We start from the raw sequence: 18,901 nt of genomic DNA, 5'->3' as shown, positions 1-18,901 counted from the left end.
TGAGTTAAATCATTATTGGTAATTGGATGATAATATTTACCACCCTTACCATTAACTCTAGTAGTGGTCTTAGGTTTCTCCAACCCTAAAGATTGTAATATCTCACTTACTCTAACTTCATCTGAACGTTTCCAGCTTTTAGGTTCTTTATGGAGAGCCATAATTAGAACATCAGATAGAGTAAAAGGTTCTATTTGAGCTTAGTAGCAGCATAAGGTTTCCTAAAGCAATCTGATCTTTGGGTAATAAATGCTTTAAGTTTAGCCATAGCAGATGTTCTGATTGTTTCTTCGCATTCTCCTAACTCTATAATCCATTTACTATGACATACCATTAATTCATCTTTGTTATAACTAGTTAGTTGTTTAGTCTCAAACCAATCACTACTAGCTAGTTCTCTAAAGAAAGAGGTTTTGTATAATCCTTGCTGTTCACTATAAAGTATCAACACAGTATCATGTTGACATCCAGGTTCATATATCCTTTTTACTGCGGCTACTAAAGTTTTAGGTAGGTATAGTGCCTCAAGTGACTCAGGATCAATATGTAATACTTGCTCATTGATGTGTCTAAATAAATCTTTATAGTTTGTATCTTGATAGTTAGAATAACATTTATTTAAGTAATCTTCTATGGGTGAAACATGCTCTTGTTCCACATCAGCGCGAAACTTAGCAATATCAAATAGTTTTTTATCTAGATATACATCTTGATTAACTTTGTGCCAACTTAGTCTATGAGCAAAATGCTGTTCTATAATTTGTTTAGTTTTCGTATAGTCATTCATAGTTATAATAGTGAATATTGATTTAAAACTTAAAAGCATTAGGTAAAATAGCTAAACCTAGTGCTTTTACTTTAATTAGATAAGGTTACAATTACAAAATTTTGTTTTAAGTATTCTATAACTAAGTTTCTTATGAAACTTGTACTTGTCAACTTATGGAGTTTTGCTGTATTAGCTAAATGCTCGTAATCTTGTTTGCTTAATCGAATACTAACTATGTGGGTTAGAGGTTTATTTGTGATTTTCGGCATTAATTTCCTCATTAAATTTACGTAAGTTTGAATGGACACGACCTAGCCATATAACTTAATAGATGACTACCACTTTCTTACAAAAAGAGATAACTAGACTTCGTTTCAAAGTGTGGTTAGGTACTATTTGGTTTTCAAGGTTCTGTAAGGATTTTTAACCCTCATGCTGATATTGTAAATAAGAAAAATCACTTTGTCTCTGATTTTTTATAGAAAAATGATTAAAATCTCTGCTAAAACAAGCACAGTTTTTGTGATTTTACTTATTGATATTTCTGCTATTACAACTTAACGTTGTTGATGTAAATAAGCTAATTCATGTACTCTATGATCACTTTGATTACCTTATGGTACTTGTTGCGTGATGTGAAAGGATAAACTAACTTGGATAGTACTACTTATTCAGGATAGTATTACTTCAATTGCAATGATATACATTCATTGCATCAATTCAATCACAATATAGTAGATGTGAATATATTAGTTAAGTAACTGTATGTATTCATAATCGAAGTAAATGTATATCATTAGCTGACATAACGTATCACTTCAGCTAGTGATCATATACATTGTTGAGTAAGTTAGTGCAGATAAGGTAAGTGCAATAATACAATTAGTGGTTAAGCATAGTTATGCTGTAGCAAGTAAGTTATTTAGAGTAACTGAGTTGATGTTGAAAGTCGTGTTATATCAAATAACTGTTAGCTGTGACATTACAGTAGGTAAGAAAGAAGGGATAGTGTTGTTTGTTTCTATCCCTTGCTAATGTATGTATTGTGAGTACTGCTAGTGCAAGTATGATGAATGCTGTCAGAACACCGATACGCAAATTTTGGGTATCGGCTTGTTGAGTGCTGATAGTGTAAATATGATGAATACAGTTATAACTGTGGTACTTGTGCCTGTATCATCACTATGGTTCTAAATCTCTGGTAACTGAGCATTATTATTGATAATGTCATCATCTGGACTCCAGTAATGCTGGTTAATCATTTCTTCTGATGTTTCCATAAGCGCCGCTACAGTAGCTATATCAACACCTTGACGCAGATAATGAGTAATACTCGTGTTTCTCAGGTTATAAGTAGGTAAATATTGCTTTATCTTACCTTCGCTTACTAAATTTTCTACAATTCTCTTGGTATACCTTCGTGTAAAGTTTCTTAAATTGATGTAGCCATCGTTTTGTGCTGGAAAGACTAGTTTACTTGGAATGATAGAAACATAAGTTGAGCGGCGCTCCAACAACTCTTTGATTTGTGGTGTGATAGGGAAGATCCGAGCTTTTTTTGTTTTTTAGTAGTTTTTTAGCACACCACAGGAATATGCTTTATCAAAGACAATTACTCTATCTTTGATGGAATCCCAAGTTAATGCGATCGCATCTTCAGGACGACAACCAGTTAGAAACAGGAATTCAACGAAATCAGCATACCAGCTATCTTTGAACGCTGACTTAGCGTTGCAATAACAATCACCTCTAAACGCTTGAATGATAGCGTTAACTTCTTCTCGTGAGTATGCTTTTTTGGTTCTAACGCTTTGAGGCTTATCAGGTAATTGCTGTTTCAGCCTTCGCCAAGGGTTAAGACTAATCAATCCAGTCTCGAATGCCCAATTACTACAAGCTTGTATATCGTTGATTATGCGTTCAAGTGTAGTACCAGAATAAGTTTTGAGTAATTCCGGTATCAACAAACGAGCGTTATCTGAGTTCAGCATTTCAGGTGATACCTTTGGCAAGCATCTATCAATCTGTGACCACTTCTCTTTTTGAGTAGTTTCAGCCACACTTGCTTGTTTAGCCACCTTGTACTGTTGCCATAAATCTTGTAGGTTTGGCGCTACATCTTTATTTATTGAAACAACGTTATCAGGCTTTTGAACCTTTGGTTGATATTTTTCTAACGTGGGGTCGAAGTAGCCAGCAAGGATATCAGTTTTGATTTGACTAGCGATTCTATTGGCGTTTGCGATCGCTAGTTTATCGCTGTATTTACCACCGGGAGAGACTGAGTATTGTTTCCCTTGGTATTGAAACCTAATGATGATTCCGCCGTTGTTGTTGCGTGGGGTAATCTTAGGAACTCTAGATGATGGCTTTCCACTCTCGTACATTCTCTAAGTTGCATAGTTCTTGCATAACCCAACTATGTAACTCGCTCAAAGCCTTGATAATCGGTTGTTCTGCACACCCTTGGTAAGGGTGAGGTCACGAGTTCAATCCTCGTCACGGGCTTTTTATGAAACTCTTGCTATACTTGGTCTTTGAGATTCGATTTGTGGAAAGAAACAAACTCTCTTAAATTAATTTCTACCAATTGTAAATGCTACTAAATGAAATATTTTATATTTAGTACATTTGTATCCATAGAAAATCTTATTATCTACTAATAGTACATTTGTATCGTCTAGATGCTTAAAGATTTACTTTATAAATGGTCTCTAACGTAGAGATGCTTCACTACTTCCCTCTGCGTTTAAAAAAGCTACTAACTTATGCAAAAGTTTACTTAACTGCCTTTAAAAATCCTCATCATCCACAAAAAACTCTGCATCCTCTTCCAAGCGATTCTCGCCGGAACCAGCTAACCCCCACAGAGGTTGCAGTACTGCTACCCCAATTACACCAATCGCTGCACTAAAAGCCAGAACTAAACCAACTGGTATTTGAATTGATTGAAAACTTAAAAACTTTAACGATACTGGTGTGGCATTTTGAACTGAAAGAACTGCGATCGCCACTATCCAAACAGCCACAACAACAGATATTAACAAATTAGCAAAAGTCTTCATAAAACATCATAAATTGAAACAGATGAACACAGATATTTATCAATGTTCATCTGTGTTCATTTGCGGTTTAAACTCTTATCCTAATTTAGCAATTTCACTCTCCATTACTTGCGCGATTTGGGAGAGTTTTTCGGGGCTGTTGGTTTCCATATAAACGCGCACCAGTGGTTCTGTTCCCGAAGGACGCAGCAACACCCAGCTACCTTCTTCTAGGTAAAGTTTAACGCCGTCTTTGCGCCCGGCTTCTTTGACCTTAATACCCGCTACTTCTGAGGGGGGATTTTTGGTGTAGGAATCGATAACGGCGGTTTTGTGGGCTTCAGTGAGGTGTAAGTCCAAACGCTTGTTATACAAGGGGCCGTCAGCTTCCGCGATCGCTTCTTTGACAAGTTGACTCAGGGGTTTGCCTTCGTAGGCGATCGCTTCGGCAACTAGCATATCAGCTAAAACACCATCTTTTTCGGGAATATGCCCAATCACGCTTAAACCGCCTGATTCTTCACCCCCAATCAAAACGGTGGTTTCTCGCATTTTTTCACCGATGTATTTAAAGCCTACGGCTGTCTCATAAATTGGCAAACCATATTTAGCCGCCAGATTATCTAATAGGTGAGTTGTGGCGACAGTACGAACAATTGCGCCGCTTTTGCCTTTATTTTTAATTAAATGCCTTGCTAACACCAACAGCACAGTGTTAGGGGTGAGAACATTACCTTGTTCATCAACAATACCAAAGCGATCGCTATCACCATCGGTTGCCAAACCTAAATCAGCTTGGTCACGACGTACAGCTTCCACTAACTCTTCTAGTTGTTCGCCTTTGGGTTCTGGCATTCCACCGCCAAATAATACATCCCGCCAAGTATGAAAACTTTCTAATTCTGTGCCACTTTGTTGCAAAACTTCATCTAAATAACCGCGAGATGTCGAATATAGCGCATCATATTTAACTTTTAAATGGGCGCTTTTAATGCGTTCTACATCCAACAATGTGTAGATAAATTGCAAATAATCGGGTTTGGGGTCAAAAATAGAAATTGACCCGCTAGGGTTGTTACTAGGCAGATCATCCGCAGCACTTTCAATATTTGCCACAATAGTATCAGTGATTTCTGGAGTGGCAGGCCCGGCATAATCGGGGATATATTTAATTCCACAATATGGTGCAGGGTTATGGCTTGCTGTAAACATCAACGCCCCCGCCGAATTTAAGTGACGGGCGTTATAAGCAATTACTGGTGTGGGGCAATCTCGATCAGTAATTTTCACTGTCCAACCCAAATCTGCTAAGACTTGGGCAGCGGTGCGGGCAAACTGATCAGCTAAAAACCGCGTATCGTAAGCAATGAGAACTGGTCTATCTTTTGTGTAGGCTGTTTCGAGATAACTTGCGATCGCTCTAGTTACTTTCCGCACATTGGGGAAAGTAAAATCATCAGCAATAATCCCTCGCCAACCATCAGTACCAAACTTGATTTTGCTGGAATTGCTAGTAACGCTCATTGTTGCCAATTTCTCCCGTCCATCTTCAGTAGTCTATTACGAAGCTTCCCGCAAAGCGTGCCTAGCCGCAAGTATCAAAAGAAGTTATGAGCAGCTAATTATGCTCAAATTTCTGCCCATTGTATTTTTTCTCACTGCTTGTTAGCGATGTCAACCCCCGACCGACCTTTTGTCAGTTATCACCTTTGGTCTTTAATTGCCCCAGCAATAGGACAAGAACGCTGGCATTGTCAAATGCGACGTGGGTTTATTAAAGCACGTCAACATGAACCCCAAGTTAAAGCACTGTTAACAAAGGCTACGGCACCGCAGCGGATTGGTATACTCGCCCAAAAAGGCGTTTATGAGTTTCATCATAATAGACATTTGTTAAATAAAGCAGATGGTGTAGAAAAAGTTGCCCAGTTGTTAAAACTCAACAATACCAGCTCTCATGTGAAGCAGCGCGTCATTCAAATTTTGAAGAAGTATCAAAATGCGCCTTTATTGAGAGGCAAAAATATTCTGCAATTAACCCCTGGTGACGAAGGTTTTCCCAAGCCAATTTTAATTGAACAAGGCGACTATTGTTTTCGCTTATATGCAGCTATGGACTGCATTTTTTATTGATGGCGATCGCACTTTACATATTTTAGATTTCAAAACAGGTAAATCTGCTTTTGATCAAAGACAAGCATTAGTTTATTTACTAGCGGTGCGTTATCTTTATCCTGGTAGACAAGCAGTCGCATCATTTTATAATTTAGAACTCGGTAAAAAATCTGATTTAATTAAAATCACAAATCATGAATTTGAAAATTTAAAATCTGAGTTAGCGATAATTGCTCATAAACATCAAGCCGATTTACATAAATATCACGAAAAAAACAGTAACTTCAGTAAAATATTCCCCCCAAACCCTGGACAACACTGCCGATTTTGTCCCTTTAATTCAATTTGTGAATTTGCCGCCGTCAGTGCTTATTCCGATGCAGTAGTGCCGATTTAGTAATTTAGCTGGTTAGGGGTTAGAGAATATAGAAATCCTAAATGCTTGACAAACAGCTCTCTTCCTTGTTTCATTTGTCATCCTTGTCTGTTTTGTTCATATATTAAATAAGACTGCTATATATCCACATTAACCAGTCTCTTTAAAATAAGATATATCAATATTGCCAAAATAAATAACCATAGCAATATTAACTTGTTCTAAAATTTTGACAAGCCACTTAATATCACTAGTATTTGCAGACTCATAGTGCTGAAATAAAATTGTTAATCGCTTTTCTAAATAAGGTTTTACTTTAGGACAGATTAATACTATTTTTAATAATAATTCAGTAGTAACTAGTGTACCTTGATTAGTAATCAAGTCAATAAAACTAAAATGCTGGATTGATAAATGACTTTCAACAATTAAAAAATTCAATAGCTGACTACAAATTCTCATGATTAAAAATTCATCAGGTTTTTGAGAATTAGCTTGTGTTAATGTATTTTTTAGTTGTGTATGTAACTTTTGCTGCCATTGGCGTTTTCCCGAACCGCCAGTAATTGAAGATATGAGATATTCATACAAATTATCTTTAAAATCACTTAAAGAATTTACCTTTTGATTAGACTGTAAAAATTTTTGGGCTAACTCTTGGTATGTATAGTTACCTTCGACCTTACTATTCCAATGTTGAAGTGCTGTATGCAGATCGCGATCGCTCAATAATGTAGGATTATTTACAGGACGTAAAATTCTCTCCGCCTCTTCTACTGAGGCTTTTTTTGAGTATCTGATTACGACGCACTTGATAAGTGACATATTTGGATAAATCAACTTCAAATTGCTTTTGCGCCTGTGCTTGAATTTGCTTAACGCGCCACTGATGTTCAAAGGTAGAATCATCACTAATCAAACAATGTTCATATAAATATGAATAGCGCCAAATTAAAGTTATTAAAGCTTGAGATTCATCATGAATATTTTCCTCAGTTGTTCTTGTCATTACCTGCACAAATCGCCGTAAAGTTAAATACTGTTCGCTGACAAGAAACATCTGCATTAATTCCCGCAACTTTCTAATGTTGCGATAACGGAAACTAGTGGTTCTTGACCTAGTGGGTGCAGTAGCGAATAATTTGATTAATTCAGGAATCGCATAATGCAATTGCGGCTGCATGTGCCAACGATTAATTAAAATATGACAGCAACGATTAATAAAAAATTTAAACTCATGTACAGCAGTTTTTGATGCTGTAATTTTATCTAATATTAATAATATTTCTGGTTCAGGATAATCTGCACCTTCAACAAATAAGGCACGACAACGTTCTAGCATTTCATTTGGCGATTTAACTTGTACCAAATGCAATAAATGTTGATATATTTGCTTTTCTTCAGCATTTGACTGAGAATTTTGTGTCAAATATGAAGGTATATAAGATTGATGACTGGTGGCGATAAGATTACTACCAGCAATCTGCTGTTTAGGAATTTTTTTGAGACTTGCGATTTATCCAATCATTCACTGGATTATTACCATTTTAAATTGGGTTGATAAATTGTATTGAATAAAAATTTTGTTTGAAAAAACTTAAGAAGGCTAGTTTCTATATTTACCAGTATCTTTAGGGAACTTCAGGAAAGGAAATATCAATCTTATGATTGCTTTACGACTTCCGCCTTCCGACAACTGGCGGCTGAACTACATATATACAGGAAGACTATCCTAATTATTAATAGCTGTCTTGAGGGTGTATACGGTTTCTGCTATGTGGTTTGATTACAGAACCATATCCTTACTGTTACTGGGAAATATTGGTTTATTTAAGAATTGATGAATTGGACTGTTAAGAATGGGTGTGAGGGTGTGGGTGACATGGGTGACATGGGGGACAAGGTAGAAAGTATTGTCATTTCTCCTTGAGCCTCTAACCCCTGTACCCTTACACCCTGGTTACTGAGCGCAGTCGAAGTACACCCTTACACCCCTTGTATGTACTTCCAGATCAAAAAGGTGGTAATTCTTGAAGAATTGTAAAGCGAATATGATTAATTGCTAAATCACCTATGGGAATATCTTCTTTTGTCAATCTACTACCTTGACTGCTTAAAGTTTCAAAAGAGATACCCTTGCCTATTTCGATGTGATACCAGCACAACCCCATAAAAAAGCGAGTGGGGTAAGGGCCTCCATATCCGACATCATCGGGGTTAGATTCCATTGGCAACCAGCCAAAGTTGGGGATATAAAACTCTAACCAGACATGATTAAAATCAGGTTGTAATGGTACTTTTTGATGTTCGCCGTAGGGAGGGCATTTATATCTGCCAACTGTGCGGCAGGGGATACCATTTAAACGGCACAAGGCCAGTAAAACGCCAACATACTCACCGCAAGAACCAACCCCTCGTTCTAAAACTATATCTGGGGTGTCAATGTAAGGTTTAATACCGTAAGACAACTCGTCGTATACGTAGTTACGGATACTATACATCTTCCGTAGTAAGTTGGTTTCGGAACCGATGGCATCACGGGCGGCATTGCGAACTATAGAAGTATCCATTGCCAAATCATCGTTATCTACGAGGTAACGATTTTGGAGTTCTGGAGAAAATTCTGGCAAGTCTTCGGTATCTTTAGGCGTAATGCGATACTTAATTCCTCGCACTTCTAACAAAGCCTTCCAGCCAAATACATGGCGTTCGCCGGGGGTGAGGGCATCAAATTTAAATACTGCTACCCGTTGCCCATCAATGACTTCTTCGGTAAAAGGAATACCAATGGGTTCAACTTGTTTAACTGTTTGGCGTTCAGTTTCGGAGGGTAAGGCGATGCGCCATTCTACATCCGGGAGATACACTTCTTCTAAAGGTGCAATTTCCTCAGCGTAGGACATTTCGATCAGATAGCCATTTGATAGGGCGTAACGCTTATCTGGGTTGTAGTAGTAATAAAGTGGGTGAATGAAAGTCCGATCACGGTAAGTTAATTCATGATTCGGGTCAGCATTAGGATTATCCCGAATATAAGGTTCCTCAGAAGCATAGGCGACATACAAAGTTTCCTGACCATCACTATCTTGATGTACCGCTATGCCTGTGGGTGAATCAAACGGTGTTAGCACACTAAAGTTTACTTCTCCTGTGGCTCGATCCATCGAGTAAACTGTTTGTTCAGTGCGATCGCAAATCCACAACGTTTCTTGGGTGACTGTCAAATTTTCTACACCAACCCCAGGCGCATAAAACTTAGTAATTTCTTTGCGCGTACTACGGTCAAAAATCACAATGTAACCCAGCTTTTGACAGCTAACATACACTGTCGATTCCCACACAGCCACACCATTAGCCGTATAAGGCAATGTGGCAAAATGTTCTAACCCCCAAGAACCCAGCTTTGATAAATAAATACTATTGCCACGAGTTACCCAGAGGGTATCTTCCCAAACTGCTAAACCAGTGACATCATTAAATTCCTTAACTTGGTGCGGATTGATAATTTTGCTGTTGTCAGACTCAGGATCAATCTCTAGTAGATGCCCTTTTGTACTGTCAATCGCAATGAGTGTATCTTTAATAAAAGCAATGCCACATAGGGAGGCAGCCGTAAGCGGTCGAATTGTCCTTTGCCCAAACATCTGGCTAGCAGTCTAACTAGGGAGTGCAAAATTTATATTAAGCATATATATTCCACGGTTTAGCACGCCAAGCAGTAATTTTGCTATAACCTCTAGACGGAACCGCAAATTTCTTAGGGGAATAGTTTTTCTAAAATGTTCTGATAAATACTAAAAACTACATAAAATTACATAGAAACATCACTCATATCAAGTTATGGCAGTCGAAGTATAGGTTAGGACATTTAAAAAGCAAGAATGCGAGGCATAGTAAAACTCTTACCTCCTGCCTCAAAGTTCTGAGTTCTGAGTTCTGAGTAAAAATGCTATTCCCACTTTCATGCTTGGTGATGAAACAAGTTTCATCGGGTCTGCCTCCTGCCTCCTGCTATAGCAAATGTCGAGAAACACATTTAAACTTGTACAAGCTACGCCATTGGGAATTTAAGATTTTGGATGGAAATTACTGTCTAAGTCTGGCTTAGGGTCAATCCATCTATGGTCATCATTTTTCCAATTGGTGTGAGCAAGAACTTGAATGTAACTTTGGTGGATGGTTTTATCGCCATCACTAAATTATGATCGAATTTTGTAACCTTTTCTGTAACCTAAACAATGTCTGCTAATTCTCTGCCTGAAAGTACCCCGATTTGGCATACTTTAGAAGTTGATAAAGCTCTAGACCTGCTGGACAGTAAGGCAGACAGTGGCTTAACACCCCAAGAAGTTGAACAACGGTTGCAAAAATACGGCACCAATGAATTAGAAGAACATGGTGGTCGTAGTGCTTGGGAAATACTGCTAGATCAGTTCAAGAACATTATGTTGTTGATGCTGATTGCTGTCGCTTTTATCTCTGGGTTTTTGGATTTTACGGCTTGGCAAGCTGGTCAACTCAAGCCAGGAGAAGTGCCGTTTAAAGATACAGTGGCAATTATGGCTATTGTAATTTTGAATGGCATTTTGGGTTATGTCCAAGAAAGTCGTGCCGAACAAGCTTTAGCTGCACTTAAACAGATGTCTTCGCCCTTAGTGCGAGTCATTCGTGACAAAAAACTATTAGATGTGGCAGCCAAAGAAATCGTCCCAGGAGATATCATGCTGCTGGAAGCGGGAGTGCAGATAGCCGCAGATGGACGCTTAATTGAACAGTCTAATTTACAAGTGCGAGAATCAGCACTGACAGGTGAAGCAGAAGCAGTTAACAAACAGGCCACTCTTCAACTACCTGAAGATACATCTTTAGGCGATCGCGTTAACTTAGTTTTTCAAGGCACCGAAGTTGTCCAAGGACGCGGGAAAGTTCTGGTAACAAACACCGGAATGCAAACCGAACTAGGTAAAATTGCCACCATGTTGCAGTCGGTGGAAAGTGAACCTACGCCTTTACAGCAACGGATGACGCAACTGGGTAATGTTCTAGTTTCTGGTTCCTTGATTTTAGTAGCGATCGTTGTGATTGGTGGTGTCATTCAGGCCAGAGGTTTTAGCAATTTACAAGACTTGTTAGAAGTTTCCTTAAGTATGGCGGTGGCGGTAGTGCCTGAAGGATTACCCGCTGTGATTACCGTCACTTTGGCATTAGGAACCCAGCGAATGGTACGCCGCAATGCCTTGATTCGCAAACTACCAGCCGTAGAAACCTTGGGTTCTGTCACCACTATTTGTTCTGATAAAACAGGTACACTCACCCAGAACAAAATGGTGGTGCAATCGATTTTCACCAATAACAATACTTTTCGGGTCACAGGCGAAGGTTACGCACCTGTGGGTGATTTTCAATTAGATAATCAAAAAGTTCCAGTTGAAGATTATCCCGAAATTTCAGCTTTATTAGTGGCCTGCGCTGTTTGTAATGACTCAGTATTACAAAAAGAAAAAGGTGAATGGGCAATTTTAGGAGACCCCACCGAAGGCGCATTAGTGACATTAGCAGGCAAAGCGGGGATTGAAAAAGACCAATGGAATAGTAAGTTACCCCGTGTCAGTGAATTTCCCTTCTCTTCCGAACGTAAACGGATGAGTGTGATTAACCAGGTAGAGGAAGTAGCGACTGGGGAACCATCCTTGACCAGTGTAGATCCAGCGATCACAGGTTTTGTTAACTCTGAACCTTACTTGATGTTTACCAAAGGTTCACCAGAGTTAATTTTGGCGCGTTGCACAGAAATTCGTTTGGGTACACACTCCGCACCGCTCACAGAAGAACAACGCAGCAAAATTTTGGCAGCTAATGACCAAATGGCCAGTCAAGGTTTGCGGGTGTTGGGTTTTGCTTACAAACCCCTCACCGAAGTTCCCCCAGAAGGCACAGATGAGGAATCAGAGACAAGCTTGGTGTGGCTGGGATTAGTCGGAATGCTGGATGCACCCAGACCAGAGGTTAGGGCAGCTGTAGCAGAATGTCGCCAAGCGGGAATTCGCCCAGTTATGATTACAGGCGACCATCAATTAACAGCCCGTGCGATCGCCATTGATTTAGGTATTGCCCAAGAAGGCGACAGAGTTCTAACTGGTCAAGAATTGCAACGGATGAGTGACCAAGAACTAGAACAACAAGTTGATTTAGTCAGCATTTATGCCAGAGTTGCGCCAGAACACAAACTGCGGATTGTGCAAGCATTACAACGCCGTGGTCGATTTGTGGCAATGACTGGCGATGGTGTGAATGATGCGCCAGCCTTAAAGCAAGCAGACATCGGTATTGCAATGGGCATTACTGGTACTGATGTGAGTAAAGAAGCCAGCGACATGGTGCTGTTAGATGACAACTTTGCCACCATTGTGGCAGCTACCAAAGAAGGTCGAGTGGTTTACACCAATATCCGCCGCTTTATTAAATATATTTTGGGCAGTAACATCGGTGAAGTTTTAACTATTGCTGCTGCACCAATTTTAGGTTTGGGAGGTGTTCCCCTCACACCCTTACAAATTCTCTGGATGAACTTGGTAACAGATGGTTTACCAGCCTTAGCCTTGGCAGTTGAACCACCAGAACCGGATGTGATGCAGCGCCCGCCCTTCAGTCCCCGCGAAAGCATATTTGCCAGGGGGTTGGGTTCTTACATGATTCGCATTGGGATTATTTTTGCGATTATCACAATCATCCTTATGGAATGGTCATATTATCATGCTCAAACGGTAACAGGGGATGGACTTGACCCAGAACGTTGGAAAACAATGGTATTTACTTCATTATGTATTGCCCAAATGGGTCATGCGATCGCCATTCGTTCCAACAACCAGCTAACTATTGAGGTGAATCCTTTCTCTAATCCTTATGTGTTGGGTGCGGTTGTGGTGACAACGATATTACAACTAATGCTAATTTACGTACCACCTCTGCGCGATTTCTTCGGTACTCACTGGCTACCCCCTGCGGAGTTGGCAATTTGTATTGGTTTCAGCGCCTTAATGTTTGTCTGGATTGAAGGCGAAAAAATCTTCTTCCGTTTCATGGGCAAGAAAACTGTTTAACAAGTTAAAAGGTAAAAGTAAAAAGGAAAAAACTGCTTTTCCTCTTTTACCTGTGTAATTTTATCAAAAGGTAAAAGTAATGATTATTTACTTTTGCCTTTTACTTTTTGCCTTTTTACTTAAACTATGTACCTGAAAACTTTACAACTCAGACAATTTCGCAATTACCAAGACCAAAAAGTTGAGTTTAATGCAGCCAAAGCAATTTTAGTAGGAAATAATGCTCAGGGTAAGTCGAATTTGTTAGAGGCGGTAGAGTTATTAGCAACATTGCGATCGCACCGGATGGCACGCGATCGCGATTTAATTCAAGATGGGGCAGAATTCGCGCAAATCAATGCCAGCTTAGAACGAGATGTAGGTATTAGTGATTTAACTTTAACTCTCCGCCGTAACGGTCGCCGCAGCGTGGCAATTAATGGCGAGATTGTGCGGCGACAAATGGATTTTTTAGGTGTCCTCAACGCCGTGCAGTTTTCCAGTTTAGATTTAGAATTAGTCCGAGGTAGTCCGGAAGTTCGTCGCAACTGGTTGGATACTTTATTAATTCAACTAGAGCCAGTTTATGCTCATATTTTGCATCAATATAACCAAGTATTGCGCCAACGCAACGCCTTTCTAAAAAAAAACCAAGAATCAGCACTAGCACTCAACACTCAAAATACACAACTTGCCCTTTGGGATGCACAATTAGCAACCACAGGTACAAGAGTTATTAGAAGACGCGATCGGGCGATTCAAAGATTAGCTCCCATTGCTGCGGCTTGGCACGCTAGTATCAGCGGCAGTACCGAAATCTTAGAAATTAAATATTCACCTAACATTCCTTTGGAGCAGCAGCAACCAGAACAAGTCCAGCAAGCTTTCCTCAACAAAATTCAACAACGCGCTGTCGCCGAACTCTACCGAGGTACTACCCTTGTCGGCCCTCATCGTGACGAAGTAGAATTGACTATTAATCAAACGCCTGCTCGGCAATATGGTTCTCAGGGTCAGCAACGCACCTTAGTCTTAGCCTTAAAACTAGCAGAATTACAGTTAATTGAAGAAGTAGTTAAAGAGCCACCACTGTTGTTGCTTGATGATGTTTTAGCGGAATTAGATCCATACCGTCAAAATCAATTGCTTGATGCTATTCAAGACCGTTTTCAAACTTTAATCACGACAACTCACTTAAGTTCTTTTGATGCTCAGTGGCTAAATTCTTCTCAAATTCTGTTTGTCAAGGCTGGAGAAATATCAATTAATTAGTCAATAGTCAATGTTCAACATGACAAATGACCAATGACCAATGAACCATGAAGTTTCAATTATGCAACAAACTAATTATAAATTAGACCCCCAAGAAATTGCCTATTTAGGTGCATCATTAAGAGCAATTGAGCAAAGATTCATCAAACAAAGACGGCAAGAGGGGTATAAAAAAATTTGGTTTCAAGGTGAAGAACCTTATTTTGATGTTTTTTTTGAATTTGAGTATGAAAAAATCATCTGGTTCCAATTTACCTTGCGTGGCAAAACAGTTTCGTGGGATATCCGTAAACCAGAACTACAAACAGGTAATACTAATGAATTATGTACTGATGATGTAAGTTTTTATGCAGCTAGTAAAACTATTGAAAATGACACCCGAACAGATTGGGAATTTATATATTTAGCTAAATTAATTTTAGAAACTAGAGCCGAAGAAGAGATTTTTTCTCAAGCCTTGGCATTATTTAATAAATGATAAATAAACACCTGATACAGTTTTTTGATGACAATAAAATTGCTCATTTAATGTAGAGACTTTGTATACAACGTCTCTACATAATTTAGAGAGTAAATTCTAGTAGTTAACTGGTATTAACTTTTTTCTATTCTCTTAAATAGATTCAGTACTAAAATGGTCAATAAAGCCGCTATTAATCCTAATTGCCATAGACCACAACCAGCAGCAATTCCTAGCGCAGCCGAAACCCAAATCGCTGCGGCTGATGTCAGCCCGTGAACTTCCAGGTGCGGCGATTGTTGCGAAGATTCACGGATAATTTCTCCCGCACCCAAAAATCCAACACCTGCGGCAATACCTTGAATGACACGACTTAAGGCATCGGGGCTAGGTTCTGATATCCCTGTTTGCAAAGGAATGAGAGTAAACAAGGCAGAACCCAAACTCACAAGTATATGAGTTCTTAAGCCTGCTGGTTTACGTCTAAATTGACGTTCAATGCCAATAATTGCGCCGAATAGCAAAGCGAGGCATAATCTAAACAGAATATTCAGCCAATCATTTGGTAGTAAGTAGTAAGTATTTAGCAATTTTGTTTTAAAATGTATCAAGTAATATATGCTACTTTAACTGAAAAATATTCACATTAAGTCTAGTCAATTTAACTGGGTAAAATATATTTTAATGTTTTTTCGTTTTAAATTAACAAGTATTTCTATTAAGTAAGGATGCTGAGTATAAATTATTTTATACAAATATTCTGAATAAGTTGCATAAATTTGAAATCACCGCCTGATGTGTGGGTAAATTACCAGATATGATTAATTAACCTGCCAATCATCGTAATTATCGATGATAAACTGCATTCAGCCTAGTGTGGTTTTAGGCAGATGATATAGAATTTTGAGGGAAATTTATGGCAATATTAATGAACTAGACTAACAGTGTAGTTTTCCAACTGATGGACTAGCTATTTGAGTGTTAAAACAGACGAATAAGTAAAATTTTAACTCAAACTACTAGGTTTAGCCATGAACTCAAGACATAAAGGCTTGATGCCTGTTTAGGGTTTTAGCTATGACTATGGCACAAGAAATATTAACTAACCAAGGGGTGAGATGATTACCAAACAGCATTGAATGAGAACTTAAACTGATAACTAAGTCCTAATAATTTTCAATAATCAAGTGGAAACAACCTCTCTCGGCAGATAATTTATCAAAATAGAATTCATGAGTCAGTTGCCAGAATTCAGAATTGAATTCTATGCGAATGGCGGATGAATAAGTGGGTTTAAGACCCCCACTGAATCGAAGCTGGAGTGGTCTTTAATTGATTCTGACTCCTGAATTCTGACTTCTGAATTCTTCTTCAAGCAATAGCCTGGGAGTATTTACCGAGAGTAAAGCCTGTAGTGGCAAATTGACAAATCATTAAAAATGAAGTGAGTGGAAAAAGTCTACTGGCTTGACCAAATTAAACTACAAGACCGCGCCAAAGTAGGCGACAAAGCATTTTATTTAAGCAGAATGATGCAGCGAGGCTACCCTGTGGTACCTGGTTTTGTAATTTCAGCAGAGGTTTTGCGGCAATTTTTAGAAACTATTAACAGTTCCGAATCTTTAGTTGCAGACTTACCTGATTCTTCATTGCACCTTGATGTAGCTAATTGGCGACAACTCCAGCAGGTGGCTAGTCGTTTGCGTCAAGAAATCATTGCGGCAAATGTACCATCACAGTGGGTAAGTACAATTTTTGCTGCGACAAAAGAATGGCAAACTAAATATTTGATTTTGCAACCCACATTATCAGTCTTCAATATTAGCCAAGATATCGGAAATATATCTGGGTTACTAGAGCCAATCTTTTGTGGTTGTGATGAAGATGCGATCGCTTCGGGATTAAAGCGGATTTGGAATCAGTTATTTCGCGCCAGAAGCTTATTGTATTGGCAACGCCAGGGAGTTGATCTGCAAAATGTGAATTTGGCGGTGTTAGTACAACCAATGCAAAATGCGATCGCCAGTGGTTCACTTCATGCTAATGCCTCTGGGTGGACAATTGAAGCTACTTGGGGATTAGGAGTAGCCCTCACCAGAGGAGAAGTTTTGCCAGATGTTTACTATATTCAGCCAGAAACAGGTATTGTTCTGGAACGACATTTAGGAAATAAATTGCTGGCTTATCGTCTGGATGATGGGATTAGCGCCACCACTCAAGCACCACTCCAATCAATACTCACTGATGAAAACAACGGTCTAGTTGCTTATTTACTTTTAGAAGAATCACAAAAACAATATGCCTTGCCAGAGTCGAGTTTGCCACAGATAATCGCTTTGGGAAATCAGTTAGTAAGTGAACTGGGGAACAGTTTTACTGTCCAGTGGAGTATTGCGGAAATAGATGCTGTTTCCCATCTCCAAATCACAGAAGTTAATACTCCCCTAACACCAGTCCCTAACTTAAAGTTAATCAAAGGGTTGGGTGCAGCCACAGGCAAGGTAACGGCTAGTGCTTATGTGATCAATTCTCTCGAAAAACCAGAGCAAATACCCGAAGGAGTTGTGCTTGTCGTCCCGACGATCGCACCTGATTGGTTAGCTGTAATGCAAAAAGTTGCGGCGATTGTGACAGTGCAAGGTGGTTTGACTAGTCATGGCGCAATATTATCTAGAGAATTGGGCATTCCCGCAGTTGTGAGTGCAAAAGATGCTACAGTCTTAATTCAAACCGGAGAAAAATTGCTAGTAGATGGCGATAGGGGAGAAATTTATCGCCTCAGAGACAGCAAAGCCAGAAATCAAGAAATTAGTATCCCTGTTCCTTCTGTTTCACCCGATCATCCGCATCTTAGTTCGCAACCGCCCATGATTGCTACTCAACTAATGGTGAATCTGAGTCAGCCTAATTTAATCGAGCGATCGCAGACCTTACCAGTCGATGGTGTAGGATTGTTACGCTCAGAATTAATGCTGTTGAATATTTTGGAAGGACAACACCCCCACAATTGGATTATGAGTGGTCGTCGCTCAGAATTGTTGGAGTTGTGGACACAGCAGATTATCAACTTTGTACGTGCTTTTACTCCCCGTCCGGTATTTTATCGCGCTCTTGATTGGCGATTTTCGGAATTTTCCTCAACTTATACACCCCCATCTGCAACCCATTCGATTTTGGGCGATCGCGGCACATTGAGTTATCTTAACAACCCTGGCGTTTTTGAATTGGAACTCACAGCTTTACTGAATGTCCAAAAAGCAGGTTACAGCAATCTGCGGTTATTATTACCCTTTGTGCGGAGTGTAGCTGAGTTTAGCTTTTGTCGTCAGAAAGTAGAGCAAATCGGCTTAACTCAAATGTCCCAGTTTCAATTGTGGATCATGGCAGAAGTACCGAGTGTATTATTTTTACTGCCAGAGTATGTTAAAGCCGGGGTAGCAGGAATTTCCATTGGTACGAATGACTTAACACAACTGTTGTTAGGTGTTGATCGAGAACAAGGACAACTCACAAAAATCTTTGATGAGCGCCATCCAGCAGTTATGGGTGCGATCGCTCAATTAATCCAAATGGCGAAAAATGCCGACATCCCCTGTGCAATCTGCGGTCAAGCACCAGCATTGTATCCTGAAATCATCGACAAACTAGTGGAATGGGGCATTACTTCCATTTCCGTCGAACCAGAAGCAGTAGAACGTACACATTATGCGATCGCGCGTGCTGAACATCGGTTAATTTTGGCAGCAGCACGGCGAACAATTCATTGAAGAAACATTGATGAAAGCT

The 18,901-nt window shown here is 39.4% G+C and carries 13 protein-coding genes and 2 pseudogenes; 5 read left to right on the top strand and 10 right to left on the bottom strand.

Going from position 1 to position 18,901, the window contains the following annotated elements; translation table 11 throughout:
- Nucleotides 1-190 precede the first annotated feature (190 nt).
- The 6 genes and pseudogenes from ACX27_RS11005 to ACX27_RS10990 all read right to left on the bottom strand — a co-directional run bounded on the left by ACX27_RS11005 (nt 191) and on the right by ACX27_RS10990 (nt 5,337).
- Nucleotides 191-787: a VapE domain-containing protein gene (locus ACX27_RS11005; protein ID WP_158507370.1), complete on the bottom strand. Its 597-nt coding sequence runs from the start codon at nt 785-787 to the stop codon at nt 191-193.
- A 71-nt stretch (nt 788-858) separates the two neighbouring features.
- Nucleotides 859-1,038, bottom strand: coding sequence for a DUF6290 family protein (locus tag ACX27_RS35690; RefSeq protein WP_418006821.1), 180 nt, complete (start codon nt 1,036-1,038; stop codon nt 859-861).
- 921 nt (nt 1,039-1,959) lie between these two features.
- Nucleotides 1,960-2,322: pseudogene (locus tag ACX27_RS33670) on the bottom strand (tyrosine-type recombinase/integrase); the annotation flags it as partial.
- Between the two features lie 12 nt (nt 2,323-2,334).
- On the bottom strand, nt 2,335-3,156 hold the full coding sequence (locus ACX27_RS11000) for a site-specific integrase (RefSeq protein WP_235526590.1): 822 nt from the start codon (nt 3,154-3,156) through the stop codon (nt 2,335-2,337).
- A gap of 405 nt (nt 3,157-3,561) precedes the next feature.
- Nucleotides 3,562-3,834 (bottom strand): LapA family protein, encoded by a 273-nt coding sequence (locus ACX27_RS10995; protein ID WP_062292041.1) that lies wholly within the window; start codon nt 3,832-3,834, stop codon nt 3,562-3,564.
- Nucleotides 3,835-3,909: 75 nt separating this feature from the next.
- Nucleotides 3,910-5,337, bottom strand: a complete 1,428-nt coding sequence (locus tag ACX27_RS10990; protein WP_062292033.1) for a phosphoglucomutase/phosphomannomutase family protein — start codon at nt 5,335-5,337, stop codon at nt 3,910-3,912.
- A 147-nt stretch (nt 5,338-5,484) separates the two neighbouring features.
- Here ACX27_RS10990 and ACX27_RS10985 point away from each other — a divergent pair.
- Nucleotides 5,485-6,325: pseudogene (locus ACX27_RS10985) on the top strand (PD-(D/E)XK nuclease family protein).
- 129 nt (nt 6,326-6,454) lie between these two features.
- Here the strand turns inward: ACX27_RS10985 and ACX27_RS33665 are convergent.
- The 3 genes from ACX27_RS33665 to ACX27_RS10975 all read right to left on the bottom strand — a co-directional run bounded on the left by ACX27_RS33665 (nt 6,455) and on the right by ACX27_RS10975 (nt 9,948).
- Nucleotides 6,455-7,033, bottom strand: a complete 579-nt coding sequence (locus ACX27_RS33665) for a hypothetical protein (RefSeq protein WP_235526589.1) — start codon at nt 7,031-7,033, stop codon at nt 6,455-6,457.
- 10 nt (nt 7,034-7,043) lie between these two features.
- Nucleotides 7,044-7,733, bottom strand: a complete 690-nt coding sequence (locus ACX27_RS33660; protein ID WP_235526588.1) for a hypothetical protein — start codon at nt 7,731-7,733, stop codon at nt 7,044-7,046.
- Between the two features lie 583 nt (nt 7,734-8,316).
- Nucleotides 8,317-9,948, bottom strand: a complete 1,632-nt coding sequence (locus tag ACX27_RS10975) for a transglutaminase domain-containing protein (RefSeq protein ID WP_062292027.1) — start codon at nt 9,946-9,948, stop codon at nt 8,317-8,319.
- 594 nt (nt 9,949-10,542) lie between these two features.
- Here ACX27_RS10975 and ACX27_RS10970 point away from each other — a divergent pair.
- From ACX27_RS10970 to ACX27_RS10960, 3 genes are all read left to right on the top strand, one after another.
- Complete coding sequence (locus ACX27_RS10970; protein ID WP_062292021.1) at nt 10,543-13,404, top strand: cation-translocating P-type ATPase; 2,862 nt, start codon at nt 10,543-10,545, stop codon at nt 13,402-13,404.
- 126 nt (nt 13,405-13,530) lie between these two features.
- Nucleotides 13,531-14,655: a DNA replication/repair protein RecF gene (gene recF / locus ACX27_RS10965; protein WP_062292018.1), complete on the top strand. Its 1,125-nt coding sequence runs from the start codon at nt 13,531-13,533 to the stop codon at nt 14,653-14,655.
- 61 nt (nt 14,656-14,716) lie between these two features.
- Nucleotides 14,717-15,133 carry a hypothetical protein gene (locus ACX27_RS10960; protein ID WP_062298285.1) on the top strand — a complete coding sequence of 139 codons (417 nt, stop codon included), beginning with the start codon at nt 14,717-14,719 and terminating at the stop codon, nt 15,131-15,133.
- A 116-nt stretch (nt 15,134-15,249) separates the two neighbouring features.
- On the opposite strand, the gene ACX27_RS10955 is transcribed toward ACX27_RS10960, so the two are convergent.
- Complete coding sequence (locus tag ACX27_RS10955; protein WP_062298283.1) at nt 15,250-15,705, bottom strand: MgtC/SapB family protein; 456 nt, start codon at nt 15,703-15,705, stop codon at nt 15,250-15,252.
- Nucleotides 15,706-16,563: 858 nt separating this feature from the next.
- Here ACX27_RS10955 and ACX27_RS10950 point away from each other — a divergent pair.
- A complete protein-coding gene (locus tag ACX27_RS10950; RefSeq protein ID WP_062292015.1) occupies nt 16,564-18,882 on the top strand; it encodes a putative PEP-binding protein in 2,319 nt (772 codons plus the stop codon).
- Nucleotides 18,883-18,901 lie beyond the last annotated feature (19 nt).

The organism is Nostoc piscinale CENA21, from assembly GCF_001298445.1.
GTDB lineage: Bacteria > Cyanobacteriota > Cyanobacteriia > Cyanobacteriales > Nostocaceae > Nostoc_B > Nostoc_B piscinale_A.
The sequence above is the reverse complement of the archived record's forward strand: the minus strand, read 5'-3'. Positions and strand labels throughout refer to the sequence as shown.